The sequence below is a fragment of the Actinomycetospora aurantiaca genome, from assembly GCF_037401875.1.
Classification (GTDB): domain Bacteria; phylum Actinomycetota; class Actinomycetes; order Mycobacteriales; family Pseudonocardiaceae; genus Actinomycetospora; species Actinomycetospora aurantiaca.
On sequence record NZ_JBBEGN010000001.1, the window covers coordinates 865,707 to 881,378 of the forward strand.

The 15,672-nt window shown below is 74.0% G+C and carries 12 protein-coding genes; 5 read left to right on the forward strand and 7 right to left on the reverse strand.

The genetic code is table 11. The features are described from left to right. Positions 1–16 precede the first annotated feature (16 nt). The 4 genes from WCD74_RS04040 to WCD74_RS04055 are packed head-to-tail and all read right to left on the reverse strand — an operon-like array spanning position 17 to position 4,056. Positions 17–1,444: a VWA domain-containing protein gene (locus WCD74_RS04040; RefSeq protein WP_337693530.1), complete on the reverse strand. Its 1,428-nt coding sequence runs from the start codon at positions 1,442–1,444 to the stop codon at positions 17–19. Then, entirely contained in the window at positions 1,444–2,325 is an 882-nt protein-coding gene (locus WCD74_RS04045; RefSeq protein ID WP_337693531.1) for an AAA family ATPase, read from the reverse strand. Before WCD74_RS04045 ends, WCD74_RS04040 begins: the two co-directional genes overlap by 1 nt. A gap of 55 nt (positions 2,326–2,380) precedes the next feature. Further along, complete coding sequence (locus tag WCD74_RS04050; RefSeq protein WP_337693532.1) at positions 2,381–3,424, reverse strand: methyltransferase; 1,044 nt, start codon at positions 3,422–3,424, stop codon at positions 2,381–2,383. A gap of 5 nt (positions 3,425–3,429) precedes the next feature. Beyond that, entirely contained in the window at positions 3,430–4,056 is a 627-nt protein-coding gene (locus WCD74_RS04055) for an MSMEG_1061 family FMN-dependent PPOX-type flavoprotein (protein WP_337693533.1), read from the reverse strand. A gap of 220 nt (positions 4,057–4,276) precedes the next feature. Between WCD74_RS04055 and WCD74_RS04060 the strand changes: the two genes are divergently transcribed. Then, on the forward strand, positions 4,277–6,397 hold the full coding sequence (locus WCD74_RS04060) for a RecQ family ATP-dependent DNA helicase (RefSeq protein WP_337693534.1): 2,121 nt from the start codon (positions 4,277–4,279) through the stop codon (positions 6,395–6,397). Here WCD74_RS04060 and WCD74_RS04065 read toward each other — a convergent pair. Beyond that, complete coding sequence (locus WCD74_RS04065) at positions 6,394–7,506, reverse strand: hypothetical protein (RefSeq protein WP_337693535.1); 1,113 nt, start codon at positions 7,504–7,506, stop codon at positions 6,394–6,396. The two genes, WCD74_RS04060 and WCD74_RS04065, sit on opposite strands and share 4 nt — an antisense overlap. Positions 7,507–7,529: 23 nt before the next feature. Beyond that, on the reverse strand, positions 7,530–8,705 hold the full coding sequence (locus WCD74_RS04070; RefSeq protein ID WP_337693536.1) for a hypothetical protein: 1,176 nt from the start codon (positions 8,703–8,705) through the stop codon (positions 7,530–7,532). Positions 8,706–9,053: 348 nt separating this feature from the next. Here WCD74_RS04070 and wsfD (WCD74_RS04075) point away from each other — a divergent pair, with 348 nt between their 5' ends. The 4 genes from wsfD (WCD74_RS04075) (at position 9,054) to wsfD (WCD74_RS04090) (ending at position 14,610) form a co-directional block, all read left to right on the forward strand. After that, positions 9,054–10,667 carry a glycan biosynthesis hexose transferase WsfD gene (wsfD, locus tag WCD74_RS04075; RefSeq protein ID WP_337693537.1) on the forward strand — a complete coding sequence of 538 codons (1,614 nt, stop codon included), beginning with the start codon at positions 9,054–9,056 and terminating at the stop codon, positions 10,665–10,667. Between the two features lie 87 nt (positions 10,668–10,754). Then, complete coding sequence (locus WCD74_RS04080) at positions 10,755–12,266, forward strand: acyl-CoA synthetase (RefSeq protein WP_337693538.1); 1,512 nt, start codon at positions 10,755–10,757, stop codon at positions 12,264–12,266. Positions 12,267–12,271: 5 nt separating this feature from the next. After that, entirely contained in the window at positions 12,272–12,964 is a 693-nt protein-coding gene (locus WCD74_RS04085; protein WP_337693539.1) for a ComEA family DNA-binding protein, read from the forward strand. A 29-nt stretch (positions 12,965–12,993) separates the two neighbouring features. Then, positions 12,994–14,610 carry a glycan biosynthesis hexose transferase WsfD gene (wsfD, locus tag WCD74_RS04090; RefSeq protein WP_337693540.1) on the forward strand — a complete coding sequence of 539 codons (1,617 nt, stop codon included), beginning with the start codon at positions 12,994–12,996 and terminating at the stop codon, positions 14,608–14,610. A 7-nt stretch (positions 14,611–14,617) separates the two neighbouring features. Here wsfD (WCD74_RS04090) and WCD74_RS04095 read toward each other — a convergent pair whose 3' ends face one another. Then, positions 14,618–15,550 (reverse strand): hypothetical protein, encoded by a 933-nt coding sequence (locus WCD74_RS04095; RefSeq protein WP_337693541.1) that lies wholly within the window; start codon positions 15,548–15,550, stop codon positions 14,618–14,620. Positions 15,551–15,672 lie beyond the last annotated feature (122 nt).

Genomic DNA, 15,672 nt, shown 5'->3' on the forward strand with positions numbered 1-15,672 from the left:
CACCGCTCCCTTCGGTTCACACCGGCAACAGGCCGCCGACGACGCCCGCCAGCTGCGCGGCCGTGCGGCACTCGTGCATCGGCAGCACCCGGGCGTACTCCGGCGCGGCCGAGTCGCCGGTTCCCCACTGCCGCTGCGGTTCGGGATTCAACCAGTGCGCGTGGCGGGCCTTCCCGACGACGGTGGCGAGCACCCCCAGCCCGGGGTCCTGGTGGTTGGTCCGGGCGTCGCCGAGGACCAGTAGGGCGCTGCGCGAGGTGACCGCGTCCGGCCAGCGCTCGGCGAACCGCTCGAAGGCCCGGCCGTAGTCGGAGTGCCCGCTCCACGCGACCAGTCCGCGCCGCGAGTGCACCTCGGTGAGGATGCCGCCCAGGTCGGCGCCGGGGGTGAACAGGTCGGTGACCTCCACGCACCCGTCGACGAAGCAGAAGATCCGGATGCGGGAGAACTGCTCGCGCAGCGCCTGGACCAGCATCATCGTGAAGTGGCTGAACCCGGCCACGGAGCCGGAGACGTCGCAGAGCAGCACCAGCTCCGGTCGCCCCGGACGCGGGCGGCGGTGCACGAGGTTCACCGGCACCCCGCCGGTGGACATCGACCGGCGCAGCGTGCGGCGCATGTCGATCGCCCCGCGGTGGGCCCGGCGACGGCGGGCGGCGAGGCGGGTGGCGAGGTGGCGGCCCAGCGGCGCGACCCGTCGTCGCAGGTCGGCGAGGGTGTCCGCGCCCGCGGAGAGGAAGTCCGTCTGCTCGGCCTGACGCCGCACGCCGGTGCGCGCCGCCGCCTCGCGGCCGCGGATCTCGCTGCCGCGCCGCGTCGTCTCGGCCTGCACGAGGCGTCGGAACCCGGCGATGCGCGCGCGGGTCTCGCGGCGCGCGACCTCCTCGGCGAAGGGGCTGTCCGCGTCGGCCTCCTGACGTCGGGTGCGCAGCTCGGCGAGCACGCGCGCCAGCAGCGTCTCGGGCTTGACGCGGTTCAGGGCCTGGTAGGAGGAGAACCCGGCGGGCGTCCCCTGCCCGTCCCGTCCCCCACCCCCGCCCGACGCGGGGCCCTGGCCGGCGCCGAGGGCGCCCAGCCCGTCGACCACCGCGCGGGCGAGCTCGGACAGCGCGGCGGTGTCGCCGTCGGTGAGCAGCTGGGCGAGCAGGTCACGCAGGGCGTCGACGTCGACCGACCCGTCGTCGCTGTAGGGCAGCGCGACCTCCCCCAGCGCCGCCCCCTGCCCGAGCGGGAACCACAGCTCGAACAGCGCGTCGAAGGTCTGGCGCTGGCCGCTGCGGCGCAGCAGGGCCGCGGCGAGCCCCTCGCGCAGCTGCTCGCGCCGGAGCAGGTCCAGCTCGGCCACCACCGCCGCGGCGTCGACGGTCTCGCCCGGGCCGACGTCGACGTGGTGGGCGCGCAGCGCCTGGACGAAGTCGACGAGGTGCGCGGGGAGGCCGGACATCAGTTCAGCCGCAGTTCCGCGGACGCCTTCACGAGGTCGGCGCGGTGCTTGAGGACCACGTTGAGGCTGGCCCGCACCGCGTCGTCGTCCACGGTGTCGAGGCCGAGCGCGACCACGGTGCGCGCCCAGTCGATCGTCTCGGACACCGACGGCGCCTTGCGCAGCTCCAGCCCCCGCAGCACGCCGACGATGCGCACGAGCTCCTCCGCGAGCGCCTCGGGCAGCTGCGGGACGCGCGCCGCGACGATCCGCCGCTCGAGCTCGGCGTCGGGGAAGTCGAGGTGCAGGAACAGGCAGCGGCGCTTGAGGGCCTCGGAGAGCTCGCGGGTCGCGTTCGAGGTGAGCAGCGTGAAGGGCCGCTGGGTGGCCGTGATGGTCCCGAGCTCGGGCACGGTGACCTGGAAGTCCCCGAGCACCTCGAGCAGCAGGCCCTCGACCTCGACGTCGGCCTTGTCGGTCTCGTCGACCAGCAGCACCGTCGGCTCGTCTCGCCGGATCGCGGTGAGCAGCGGGCGGGTGAGCAGGAACTCCTCGGAGAAGACGTCGTCGCGGGCCTCGTCCCACGCCTGCCCCTGGCTGGCCTGGATGCGCAGCAGCTGCTTGGCGTGGTTCCACTCGTAGAGGGCGCGGGCCTCGTCGATCCCCTCGTAGCACTGCAGCCGCACCAGCCCGGAGCCCGTCGCCTCGGCGACCGCCCGCGCCAGCTCGGTCTTCCCGACGCCGGCCGGGCCCTCCACCAGCAGCGGCTTGCCCAGACGGTCGGCCAGGAACACGGTCGTCGCGACCGCCGTGGAGGCGAGGTACCCGACGCCCGCCAGCCTGGCGACGACGTCGTCGACCGAGTCGAAGAGTGTCGCCCGTCCGGTCGAGTCGCTGCCCACGCACCGCATCCTGCCCGTTGATCGTCGCCTTGTCCCGGGATGCGGCGGCGCCGGCTCACGTCGGGGCCGCCTCCAGCACGGTGAAGACGGCGGGCGCGGGGAGCGGCTCGGCGCTCACGAGCTCGAACCCGCCCGCCGCGAGCAGCGCGCGGAACTCCTCTTCCGTGCGCTCCCGCCCACCCACGTTGACCATCATGTTCAGGTCGGACAGGTAGGTGATCGGGTGCGCGGACCCGTCCGCGGTGCCCGGTAGGACCGGTTCCACGACGAACAGCCGGCCGTGGTCGGGCACGACCGCGTGCAGGTGGCGCAGGATCGTCGTCACGGCGGCGTCGTCCCAGTCGTGGACGATGCTCTTCATGAGATAGGCCTCGCAGCCACCGGGCACGCCGACGAAGAAGTCGCCGGTGACGACCTCCACCCGGTACGGGAAGTCCGCCAGCGCGATCGCGGACTCCGCCGCGCCGGCCGCGGAGTCGAACAGCACGCCGCGCAGGTGCGGGTGGCCGGCCAGGATCGACGCGAGCAGGGTCCCGTCGCCACCGCCGACGTCCATGAGCGAGTCGAAGCGACGGAGGTCGACGGCACCCGGCAGCACCGCGGACACCGCCGCCGTCGCCTGGCGCATCGAGGCGTTGAAGGTGCGCGAGAGGTGCGGGTGCGCCGCGAGGTGGCCGAAGAAGTCGACGCCGAAGACCTCGTCGAAGGTGGTGCGCCCGGTGCGCACGCTGTCGTCGAGCTTCGCCCAGGCCGCGACCATCGCCGGGTCGAGGAACATCTCGACGAAGGCCGCGAGCGAGTCCGGACGGTCGCGGCGCAGGAGCGCGCCGCGGGCGGTGGCGGCGAAGATCCCGGGCTCCGGCTCGCCCGCCAGCCCCAGGGCGGCGAGGGCGCGCAGCAGCCGCAGGGTGGCGGCCGGGTCGGTGCCGAGGTCGCCCGCCACGTCGCCCGCGGGACGACCGGTGTCGTCGAGGCGGTCGGGGACACCCAGGCGGACCGCCGCGGCCAGGGTCTGGGCGGCCATGTGCCCGAACACCAGCGCGGAGATGGCGCGGCGGTCGTCGACGCCGGCGTCCGGGACGGTCGGGTTCGTCGTCATCGGGCTCAGTACTTCGTGAAACGGTTGCCGACGCGCAGCGCGGCGTCGATGACCCCGGCGGGCACCTTCGTGCCGAACTGGCTGCGGGCCATCCGGCCTGCGGACGGGACGTCGGCGGTGTCGGGCCAGCTCTGCGGATCCCACAGCGTGGAGCGCAGGAACGCCTTCGCGCAGTGCAGGAACAGCTCGTCGATCTCGACGACGACGGCGAGGTCGGGCACCGACCGGCCGACCGCGAGGCGGTGGGCGAACGGCGGGTCGCGCACGATCTGCGCGGTGCCGTTGACGCGCAGCGTGTCGTTGCTGCCCGGCACCAGGAACAGCATCCCGACCTGCGGGCGCTGCAGGACGTTGCGCAGCGAGTCGAGCCGGCGGTTCCCCTTGCGGTCGCCGAACGCGATGCAGCGGCCCTCCTCGAGCACGATCACCGAGCCCGGCGGGTCCCCGCGGGGCGAGACGTCCACGGAGCCGTCGGCCGCCGTCGTCGCGAGCAGGAAGAACGGCGACGCCGCGAGGAAGCGCGCCGTCTCGTCGTCGACGCGGTCGATCGCCTTCTCGGCGATCGCCCGGGGCGGCTCCGCGACGACCTCGCGCAGCGCGGCCTCGTCGGTGATCACGGTCCAGTCCGGCACAGCTGCCCTCCCGATCGAAGTAAGGGCAACCTAACCTAAGAAGGAGGCGGGGCGGAACACCCGACGTGAGGGCGCCGCGGTCTCGGGGTGGTGCGCCGAGTGCGACGTGGTGCAGGTCGGGGCGGCTCGGGATCTGCCTCACGTCGCACTCGGTGAACCGGTCCCGGCGGATCACCCCGCGCCGCCCCACGGTGTCGGACCCCTGTGCTTTCGTGGGTCCATGACGGTTGCGACCGACCTGCGGGCCGACGCCGAGGCCACCCTGCAGCGCCTGGCGGGGCCGGACGCCGCGCTGCGTGAGGACCAGTGGCGGGCGATCGAGGCGCTGGTCGCGCACGGTCGGCGCGCGCTGGTGGTGCAGCGCACCGGGTGGGGCAAGTCCGCGGTCTACTTCGTGGCCACGGCGCTGCTGCGGGCGCGCGGGAAGGGCCCGACGGTGATCGTCAGCCCCCTGCTCGCGCTGATGCGCAACCAGATCGAGGCGGCCGAGCGGGCCGGCATCCGCGCGGTGACGGTGAACTCGGCGAACACGGACGACTGGGGGGCCGTCTACGGCGAGGTCCGCGCCGGCCAGGTCGACGTGCTGCTGGTCAGCCCGGAGCGGTTGAACAACCCGGAGTTCCGTGACCAGGTGCTCCCCGAGCTCTCGCGGACGGCGGGGCTGCTCGTGGTCGACGAGGCGCACTGCATCTCCGACTGGGGGCACGACTTCCGGCCCGACTACCGCCGGCTGCGCACCCTCATCTCCGAGCTGCCCGAGGGCGTGCCGGTCCTGGCGACCACGGCCACGGCGAACGACCGCGTGACCACCGACGTCGCCGACCAGCTTGGGGTGTCCGGTCAGGGTGACGGGGCCCTCGTCCTGCGCGGGGAGCTCGACCGCGAGTCCCTGCGGCTGAACGTCCTGCCGCTGCCCAGGGGCGCCGACCGGTTCGCGTGGCTCGCGCAGCACCTGGACGAGCTGCCGGGGTCGGGCATCGTCTACACGCTGACGGTCAGTGCGGCCGACGAGCTGGCGGCGTTCCTGCGCGAGCGCGGGCACGCCGTCGCGGCCTACACCGGCAAGACCGACCCGGCCGACCGCGAGCGCGCCGAGGACGACCTGCTGGCCAACCGGGTCAAGGCTCTCGTCGCGACGAGCGCGCTCGGCATGGGGTTCGACAAGCCCGACCTCGGGTTCGTCGTCCACCTCGGGGCGCCGCAGTCCCCCGTGGCCTACTACCAGCAGATCGGGCGTGCCGGCCGTGGCGTCGAGCGCGCCGAGGTGCTGCTGCTGCCGGGGCCGGAGGACCGCGACATCTGGGCCTACTTCGCCTCGCTGGCCTTCCCGGGGGAACCGCAGGTGCGGGTGGCGCTCTCGGTGCTGGGCGACGCGGGCCGGCCGATGTCGACCGCCGCCCTCGAGCCGCGCGTCGAGCTCTCGCGCGGGCGTCTGGAGATGATGCTCAAGGTCCTCGACACCGACGGTGCGGTGAAGCGGGTCAAGGGCGGCTGGGAAGCGACCGGGCAGCCCTGGGAGTACGACGGGGCGCGCTACACCGGGCTCGCGAAGGCGCGGCGCGCCGAGCAGCAGGCGATGCTCGACTACATCGACACCGCGGGCTGCCGGATGGAGTTCCTGCGCCGCCAGCTCGACGACCCGGGTGCGGCGCCGTGCGGGCGCTGCGACAACTGCACCGGGCAGCACTACGACCCGACCGTCGGGGAGGACGTCCGGGTGCAGGCCCAGGAGGTGCTCGACCGCCCGGGCGTGCCGCTCGCGCCGCGCAAGCAGTGGCCGAGCGGGATGGACGCCCTCGACGTGCCACTCAAGGGCAAGATCAAGCCCGAGGAGGCCGCCGAGGAGGGCCGGGCCATCGGGCGGCTCACCGACGTCGGGTGGGGCCCGCGGCTGCGTCCGCTCCTGCGCTCCGACGACCTCGTGCCCGACGCGGTGGTCGACGCCGCCGTCCAGGTCCTCAAGGGCTGGGGCTGGTCGGAGCGGCCGACCGGGATCGTGTGGCTGCCGAGCCGGACGCGGCCGGCGCTGGTCGAGAGCTTCGCCCAGCGCATCGCCTCGATCGGTCGGCTCCCGCTGCTCGGGGCGCTCGCCGACAGCGCTCCCCCGGTCTACTCCGACCCCGAGGACGACAGCGAGCCCGAGCCGCCGAACTCCGCCCAGCGTCTCGCCGAGGTGTACCGGCGCCTGTCGGTGCCGAGCAGCCTCGACCTGTCGTCCGGACCGATCCTCCTGATCGACGACGTGTCGGACTCCGGCTGGACCCTCACGGTCGCTGCGATGCTCCTGCGCCGGGCGGGCGCCCCCGCGGTGCTGCCGTTTACGCTGACCACCACGAACTAGCGTTCGGAGTCGCGTCGCGCTGCCATGTCGATGTCGGTCACGAGATCGGACCGCCACGGCTTCTCGAGCCGTGCGACGAGTTCCGACCACTCCGGGACGGGCTCGTCGCGACGGGCCTTCACCACGTGGTGCGCGAGCCGGCCGGTACGCACGAGGCACGGCACGTTGACGTGTCTCAGCGCCAGTGGACCGCTCGTCGTGTAGGCAGTAGCAAGAGCGCGCCCGAGGGAGCCCGCCGCAGTGAGGGCGTGTCCGGCGAGGAGCATCTCGTCGCGGAGTGACCTCTCCGCCGGCAGCAGAGCAGGCGTCCCACGCTCATGGACGGCACGCGCGTGGAGGTGCACCCGCACGATGGTCTCCACCGCAAGCACCGGTAACGGCTGGAGTGCGGCGGTACGCAGCGTGAGACCGGGTGCACCGTCCCGCTCTCCCATGTAGACGTAGCGGGCGAATGTCTGCGCTCCCTCCCAGGGCAGCTCGTTGAGATAGGTCCATCCGGGAAGCGGAATGCTCCGATCCGTCACCGCGTCGGTCACGAGATGCTTGCTCCAGAGCAGGAGGGCCTCCGCCGTGGACGCGACGCCCGGACCGCGCGGGATCACCTCCCTGATCCGCTGGCCGCTCCGCCACCGGACGCCCTCGAATTCGCCCCGCTTGATCTGACGTAGGCCCGAGGCCGCACGGAGAAGGTCGTGACCGGCGCTGCGCACCCGGTGGTTGGGCCCACCGAAGCCCTTGCCCATGTAGTCGATCGGCAGCTTGGCTTCCCGTTCCCACTGCTTGATCAGATCGGTGTCAGCAACCTTCTTCAGGCGATCCCGCACCGCTCCCTCGATCGGCGCGTCGAACCACGCCGCCGCGAAACCGACGGCACCGGCCAGACCCGCGACGGCCAGGTCCTCGGGGGTCCACTCGAGACGCGAGCAGTCCGGCAGGGGCAGCAGGCCCTCCCAGCAGCGGTCCGACCGCAGCGTGCGCGCAGCGGCGACGATTCCGTCGTAGGAGACCGCCGCAGGCGCTGAACCGAGTTCCACCGCCCTCCCCGCCAGGACCGCGTCGACAGCGCCCTCGAGTTCGGCCAGCCTGCGTCGCTGTGTATCGAGGACCATCGCAGTGTCCTCACGAGTCACCCTCATTCCCCCTCACCCGGGAGCCGACGGCGAAGACGCCGGAGCGCCGCCTTGATGACCACGATCAGCAGAGCCAGTTCCTGCGCCACCGTCCGCTTCTCGGCGCGATGCCGGCCCACACGACGAAGCTCGTCGTCCAGGTCCGCCGCCGTCCTGCCGTCAGGGTCCTCGTCGTCGGCCCGACGCAGACGGTCGATCTCCTCCTGGAGCCCACGCTTCTCCTCGTCGAGTTCTCGCACCTGCTGGGCGAGGAGGACGACCTTCTCCTGGACCTCGACGAGCTTCTGCTCCATGACGAGGACGACCCTGCGCAGAGCCTCGTCGTCGGCACGACCCTGGTCGAACAACAGCTTGGCCAGGAGTTCTGCGCGAACGACGTCCTGGACGGGCGACTGAGTCGGGCACCCCGCGATGCGCATGCCGCCGGCTCCCAGCCCCGCGCCGAGCACGCCTCCTGCTCCCGCAACGAAGGCGGCACCGCCTGCCATGCCGAACCCGCCCGCGGCCAGCGAGCCACCGCCGAGTGCGGCGAGTCCGGCCGACGTCGCCGCGGCTCCACTCAGCCCCATCGCTCCGCCGAGCGCTGCACCCACCGCCGGAGCCGCGTAGCCCATCGTCACGGCGCCGAGGACGATCCCCGCAGCGCCTGCAGCGGCCACGCGTCCCCACCGGACCTGATCCCGCTTGATCGTCCGGAGCAGCTTGCCGAGCTCGCGCTCGATCTCCTCGACGTCGTCCTGTCCCGCGTCGTCGAGCTCGGACGCGACATCCTGGAGGACCCGGGTGCGCGAGGCGGGCACCCACTTCAGCCCGTCCGGCCACGGCGAGCTCGTCGCGAGGGCGACCAGGACGCACAGCGCGTTCTCTCGACCCTTGATGTGATCGCAGGCCTGTGCACCACACTGCGCCAGGACCTCACGCGCCGCCGTCGTGGTGGTCGTGTCCCGCAGGCTTTCCGCCAGCTCCAGACGCCAGCTCGAGGCACCAGCGACGGATGAGGACAGGAGCGAAGCGAGCCGGTTGGCGGTCTCACCTCGTGTCTCGAGCTTGCGCGCGCGCACCTCGCCGGACCGTTCGCGGTCGACGTCGCTCGTCATCATGCGCAGCTCGAGGAGTTCGACGACCGCGAGGCCGTCGTCGTCCAACCTGGGTATCACGTCGTCTCGGTCGTCGTGCATGCGAGCCCCCGATCTCGTTGGTCGTCGATCTCTTCTCGCGGGAAAGGCCTCATGCGTTGCGTCCGTCGTAGACGCTTCACCCTCTTGGAACACCTCCGGAGGGCCCAGCGGGTGTCGATCGCCGTGTCGGGACTTGCGTCGCCCGCTGCGCCGTCCTGTCGCTGTGAGTCCCCACGACGGGACGTCGGGGCAGGGGACGCGGCCCGTGACAAGACGCCCGACCAGATGCGGCCGCGCCTGTGCACCTGACGTTCCCACCACGAACTGAGTCGGGCGTCCCGTCTGGCAGGCTGACGCCGCATCGCCGGCCGGGCCGTCCGGAGTCTGCGAGGAACACCCGGGGGACGCATGACCGCACGGGGCGCGCCGACGGCTCCGGGCGTCCTCGGCCCGCCGCCCGACGTCGCGGAACGTCCCTCCCCGGCGGTCGGCGCGCGCCTGCTCGCCGCGGTCGCGGTCGCGCTGCTGCTCGGGGTCCTGCTGACGCTGCGCCTCGGTCTGATCGGCGGGGACGCGATCGGCGCGGCGGACAACGGCGACACCGTCCGGCTCACCTGCGTCGCGCAGCTCGTCCCCGACACCACCGACGGGACCGCGCCCGGACACGGGGTGGCGATCACGGAGTACCGGACCGGAGGACCAGGCTGCACGCGCGACGCCCCGACCACCTCGGCCGGCCTCGTGCTGCAGGCGACCGTCACGATCGCGACCGCCCTGGACCCCACCCCGGTCGCCCCGGACGGCTCCACGCGCTTCACCCTCGAGTGGCTCGCCGCGGCCTACGTCGCCCTGCTGGCCGTCGGGGCCGGTGCCGCGACGTTCGCGGCCACGGCCGGTCGCGCCCGATGGCTCGTCGCGTCCGCCGTGGTCGGCATCCCGGCGGCGCCGCTGCTGCTCGTGCCGTGGTGGTCGCGGTTCCTGGTCTCGGCGTTCAGCGAACCGGCCGGGCTCCTCGGGACGGTGTGGGCGGCCTGGGGGCTGCTGGCCCTGGCGGTCACCCGCCCCGCCGACCGCGGCGCCCGCGTGATCGCCCTCGCCCTGGTCGCTCTCGGCGGGGTCGTGGCGACGACCGCCAAGCCGGGCTTCCTGCCCGTCGGCGCCGCCGTCGTCGTCGCGTGCCTGCTGGTCACGGTCGGTACGGCGCCGTGGCGACGCCGCGCGCCGGGGATCCTGGCCGCCGGGCTGGTCGTCGCGGTCTCGGTCCTGCCGGTCCTGTCCTCGCTGCGGGCCCAGGACGAGGCGTACGCGTGGGTCAACGCCCACAACCTCGCGTTCACGGCGGTGCTTCCCGAGGCCGGCCCGTCCGCCACCGGGCCGCTCGGGCTGCGACCGGAGGCGTGGGGGCAGTCCGGCCAGCACTTCTATCTCGACGGCGGGCGCAGCGTGCCGGACTGGCAGGCGACGGTCGGCGACCGGCCCGACGAGCTGCGGGCGGACGCCGTCCGGTTCGTCGCCGAGCACCCGAGGGTGCTCGCCCGGATGGTGCACCGCGGCCTCGTCGCCACCCTGCGTCCGCAGATCCCGTACTTGGCCTCCGCCACCGGCGGTGCGCGCACCGTCGACGGGGTGGTCGCGGACGTGCCGCCGGTCCCCGAGGGGTCCCAGACGATGGGCCCGACCTTCGTCTACCTCGACGGGCTGCCCGGTCGGTGGGTACCGCCGACGGTCGTCGCCCTGGCGCTGCTGGCAGGGGCCCTGACCCTCCTCCCCGCGGCACGGCGCCGCCTCGCGCCGACCGCGTCCGGCCTCGCCCGCGTCTCGGCGCTGCTCGCCGTCACCGGCGTCGGCGTCGTCGTCGTGGCGGTGCTGGGCGACGGGTACTGCGAGCTCGCGAAGCACGTGTGGCTCGGGTCGTACGCGCTCGTCGTCAGCGGAGGGACTCTGCTGGCCGCGGCGGGCGGGCTGGTGTCGGCCCGCCGAGTGCGACGTGATGCAGGTCCCGCGCCCGGCGGACCTGCCTGACGCGGCACTCGCAGCGCGAGGCACCTGGACGGGACCCGATCACTCGGCGAGAGTGACGACACCGACCGGCTCTGGACAGGGGACGAAGTGGACACCCGCGCGAACACCGTCGACGGCGTCCTGCGCCGCAGCGCCCGCCGCACGCCCGACCGCACGGCGCTGCTCTTCGCCGACCGCTCCTGGACCTACCGCGAGCTCGACGAGGCGACCAGCCGCACCGCCGGGTGGCTGCGCTCGCTCGGCGTGGCGCAGGGCGACCGGGTCGCGACGTACGGCCGGAACTCCGACGCCTACCTGCTGAGCTTCCTGGGCGCGGCCCGGATCGGCGCGGTCCACGTGCCGATCAACTACGCGCTCACGGGTGAGGAGCTCGCCTACCTGCTCGACCAGTCCGGCTCGAAGGTGCTCGTCGTCGACCCCGCGCTCGCCGGGAACGTCGAGGCGCTCGCCCAGCGGCCCGACCAGGTCGTCCCGATGCGCGACGCCCCCGGCAGCCTGCTCGACGCCGCTCGCACGGGCGAGGTGCCCGAGCTCGACGTCACCGTCGAGGACACCGACCTGGTCCAGCTGCTCTACACCAGCGGCACCACGTCGAGGCCCAAGGGCGCGATGATGACCCACCGCGGTCTCGTGCACGAGTACGTCTCGGGCATTCACGCGCTGTCGATGAGCGAGCACGACGAGCCGCTGCACGCGATGCCGCTCTACCACTCGGCCGGGATGCAGCTGTTCATGCTGCCGTACCTGGCGGTCGGGGCGACGAACCACCTGATGGAGGCGCCCGACGTCCCGGAGATCCTCCGCCGGGTCGAGGCCGACCGGATCGGCGCGATGTTCCTCGCCCCCACGGTGTGGGTGCCGCTGGTGAACCACGCCGACTTCGGCACCCGCGACCTCACGACCCTGCGCAAGGCATTCTACGGCGCGTCGATCATGCCCGGCCCGATCCTCGCCCGGCTGCGCGAGCGGCTGCCCGAGCTCGGCGTCTACAACTGCTTCGGGCAGTCCGAGATCGGCCCGCTCGCCACCGTGCTGCAGCCCGAGGAGCACGACGAGCGTCCCGACTCGTGCGGGCGCCCGGTGCTGTTCGTCGAGCTGCGGGTGATCGACGACCAGGGTGACGACGTCGGGCCGGGCGAGGCCGGCGAGGTCGTCTACCGGTCCCCGCAGCTCTGCGAGGGCTACTGGGACAAGCCCGAGGAGACCGCCGAGGCGTTCTCCGACGGCTGGTTCCACTCCGGGGACCTGGTCCGGATCGACGAGCAGGGCTACATCACCGTCGTCGACCGGATCAAGGACGTCATCAACACCGGCGGCATCCTGGTGGCCTCCCGGGAGGTCGAGGACGCGCTGTACACCCACGAGGCGGTCGCCGAGGTCGCGGTCATCGGCACCCCGGACGAGCGCTGGATCGAGGCGGTGACGGCGTTCGTCGTGCTCCGCGAGCCCGACGCGGCCTTCGACACCGCGCAGCTCATCGAGCACGCGAAGGCGCGGCTCGCGAAGTTCAAGGTGCCGAAGGCGGTGCACCTGATCGAGGAGCTGCCCCGCAACCAGTCCGGCAAGCTGCTCAAGCGGGTGCTGCGGGACAAGGTATGAGCAGTATGAGCACCCCGGACGCTCCGACGCGCGGGAACTGGTTCACCCGCGGCGGCTGGTGGTTCCTCGTCCACCTGCTGAGCTTCGGGGTGCTGGCGGTGATCCCCTTCGGCGCGGCGGCGGCGGTGTCCCGACGCCGGGCGCACCTCTGGCTGGCCGGGGCGGTGGCCGTCCTGACGGTCACCATGTTCACCCTGGTGACCCTCGCGCCGGTGGACGCGGCGGGGAGGCGGACCGGCCCCCTGGACGCCATCGCGACGGTCCTCCTCACCGGGCTGTTCTTCGGCGGCCTCGTCGCGCTCGTCGTCGTCCGGGGACAGGTCTACGGCCGGCACGCGCCGGCCCGACCGGCCCCGCCCTCCGGACCCGACCCCGCCGTCACGCGGGCCCTCGCGGCCCGGCAGCGCCGCCAGGAGGCGCGGCGGATCGTCGCCGAGGACCCGCTGCTGGCGCGGGAGCTGCGGATCGGCCGGCCCGACCAACCCCGGGACTACGACGACGGCGGGCTGGTCGACCTGAACTCCGCACCCGCACCGGCGCTGGCGTCGGTGTGCGACCTCTCCCCGGAGCAGGCCGGGCGCATCGTCCAGGCCCGGCAGGCGGCGGGGCGGTTCGCGGGCGTGGAGGACGTCTTCACCTGGGTCGACCTGCCCGTCGAGGTGTGGGACCGCGTGCGCGACCGCGGCGTCGTCCTCTGACCGACACGCGCGGCGGGTGACCCGGATGAGTGACATCTGAGAGCGTTTCGTACGGTCGGGGGATCGACCTCACGACTCTCCCCGCCCGGGGCCGGCGGGGCGCTGCGCTCCGCCACGGCCTCCGCACCGCCGCGGGCGATCTCCACGACGCCGTCCTGGCGATCCCGCGCGCCGTCGTGGTCCCCGTGGCCGTCGGGTGCTCGGCGGCGCTCGCGACGGTGCTCGCGCTCGCCCTGCGGATCGGGCTCGTCACCGTGCCCGGGCTCGGCGGGGGCCTCATCGGCGTGGGCGACAACGGCGACGCGTACCGGCTGTTCTGCACCGCCGGGCTGACCCCGGACACCCCGTCGGGGTTCTCGCTCTGGCGCGGCGTCGTCGTCACGTCCTTCACCACCGGCGCGGACCCGTGCACCGCCGCGCCGACGTCGTCCGCGTTCCTGCTGCGACTCGTCGTGCCGGACGGCCCCGGGGTCTGGTCGCTGACGTCCTACGCGTGGCTGCTGGCGGGGATCGTGGCGCTCGCGGTCGGGATCGGCGCCGCCACGCTGGCCACCGTCCGGCCGTGGCGCGTGGCGCTCGTGGTGGTCCCGCTCGTCGGGCTGCTCGGCGTGTCGTGGTGGTCGCGCTTCCTGGTCTCGCTCTACGCGGAGCCGACCGCGCTGGTCGCGGTCACCGCGCTGCTCGTGGGCCTGCTGGTGGTCGTCGGCACCCGCCCCGAGCACCGCACGCAACGCCTCGTCGCGCTCGCGCTGATCGGGCTCGGCGGGCTGGCGGGAGCGACCGCGAAACCCGGCTTCGTCCCGATCGGGCTGGTCGCGGCGGCCGCCGCCGCGCTCGTCGTCGTGCGCTCCCGGTCCCGACGGCGGGTGTGGCGGCTCGCCGGCCCGCTCGTCGCCCTCGCCCTGCTCGCCGGGGCCGCCTCCCCGGTGAGCGCCGCGCTCGAGGGCCAGGACCGCAGCTACGCCGCCGTCAACGCGCACAACCTGCTGTTCACCGCGGTGATGCCGGAGGTCGGGCCGGAGGTCGTCGTGCCCGCCGTCGGGCTCCCGCCGGACGCCGCCGCCCACTCCGGCGAGGGCTTCTACGTCGCCGGCGGGATGGGGATCCCCGGGTGGGCCACCGCCGTCGGCGACCGCCCGGACGAGGCCCGGTCGACCGCCCGGTCGCTGCTGCTCGAGCACCCGGAGGCCTTCGCGACGATGGTCGGCCGCGGCCTCACCGCGACGCTGCGGCCCCAGCTGACCTACCTGCCGTCGGAACCCCGCGGGACCGCGCCGGAGCACTTCGAGGGCCGGACGGTCTACCCGGAGGCGGGCCCGCAGACCACGCTGCTCGTCCGGTGGCTCGACGCGATCCCGCTCGGGTGGCTGCCGCTCGCCCTCCTCGTCGCGGCCCTCGGGGCGGCCGCCGCCACCCTGCTCCCCCGCGTCCGCCGCGGCGACCCGCTGGTCGTCGGCCTCGTCCGCGTCGCGGGTGCCACTGCCGTGCTCGGGCTCGGCATCGTCACCCTGGCGGTCGCGGGCGACGGCTACTACGAGCTCTCCAAGCACGTCTGGCTCGGTTCCTACCTCTTCCTGACGGCGGGTGTCACCGGCCTGGCCGCGGCCCTCGCCGGGGCGACCGCGCGCTTCCGCCGCCGCGCGTGACCCGCCGTCACGAACGCCGGTAGAGCCGCGAACCGATCACGGTGGCGCCGACCGGCAGGGCCGCGAGCCCGGGATTCGGGCCGTCCGGTCCGCCCTTGTCGATCTGGTACTGCAGGAGCGCGTTGCTCGCGCCGGCGTCGGCGACGAACAGGTCGATGCGGTAGGGGTCGGTGTCCGGGTCGAACTGCCGACCGAGGTAGTACTGCCCGCAGTCGAACGTCTCGTCGGTGCGGGTGACGCAGGGCTTGTCCTGCGGGAAGAACCGGCCGGTGCCGGGGTCGAACGTGGTAGCCCACAGCAGCGTGCTCTCGGGCAGGCCGTTGTAGTTGCCGGCGAGCCGGAAGGTCTTCGGCACGGCCGAGGTGACGGGGTCGAGGACCGTCGCGGCCGCCGGCTCCGTCGGTCCCGGGCGGTTCACCAGGGCCACGACGCCCAGGGCCAGCGCCGCCCCCAGCAGCAGCGACACCACCGCGACGAGGGCGACCGGTACCCGTCGTCGGGACGAGGCGGGTGCGGGTCCGGCGACCCCGGCGGGGGCGTCGGCCGTCTCCGGGACGGTGGCCCACGGCGGCGGGTCGGCGGTGACCTCCTCGCCCTGCCGGCGGCGGATCTCGAGGTCGTGGAGGTGGCGCCAGTACGCGCTCCACGCGGCGAGGTCGTCGTCGCCGACCTCGGCCGCCCGGAGGACGGCGCGGACGAGGGGGAGGTCGGCGAACGTCTCGCCCCGCAGGGCCTTCGCGAGCGCCGAGCGACTCAGGCGGACGTCGTCGGGGAACCGCCGCTGGATCGTGTCCAGGGTCGGCTCGCCGTGCTCGCTCAGCGTTGCGCGCAGCCAGTACGCCAGTTCGCGGCGCGGCGACCCGTTGCGCTCGACCGGCGCCGGCCGCCGGCCCGGTTCCCCTTGCCGCGACCTCGGTCCCTGCTCCCCCATGCTGCTCATCTTCCCTCGCGGCGCGGGAGAAATACCTGGTCGGACGCGGCTTCGTGTCGACCTTTTCGCGGCCGGTGGCGAGCAACCCGATCTTCTCGGTATCCCTGTCCCCGACGGTGCGAGGGGGGACG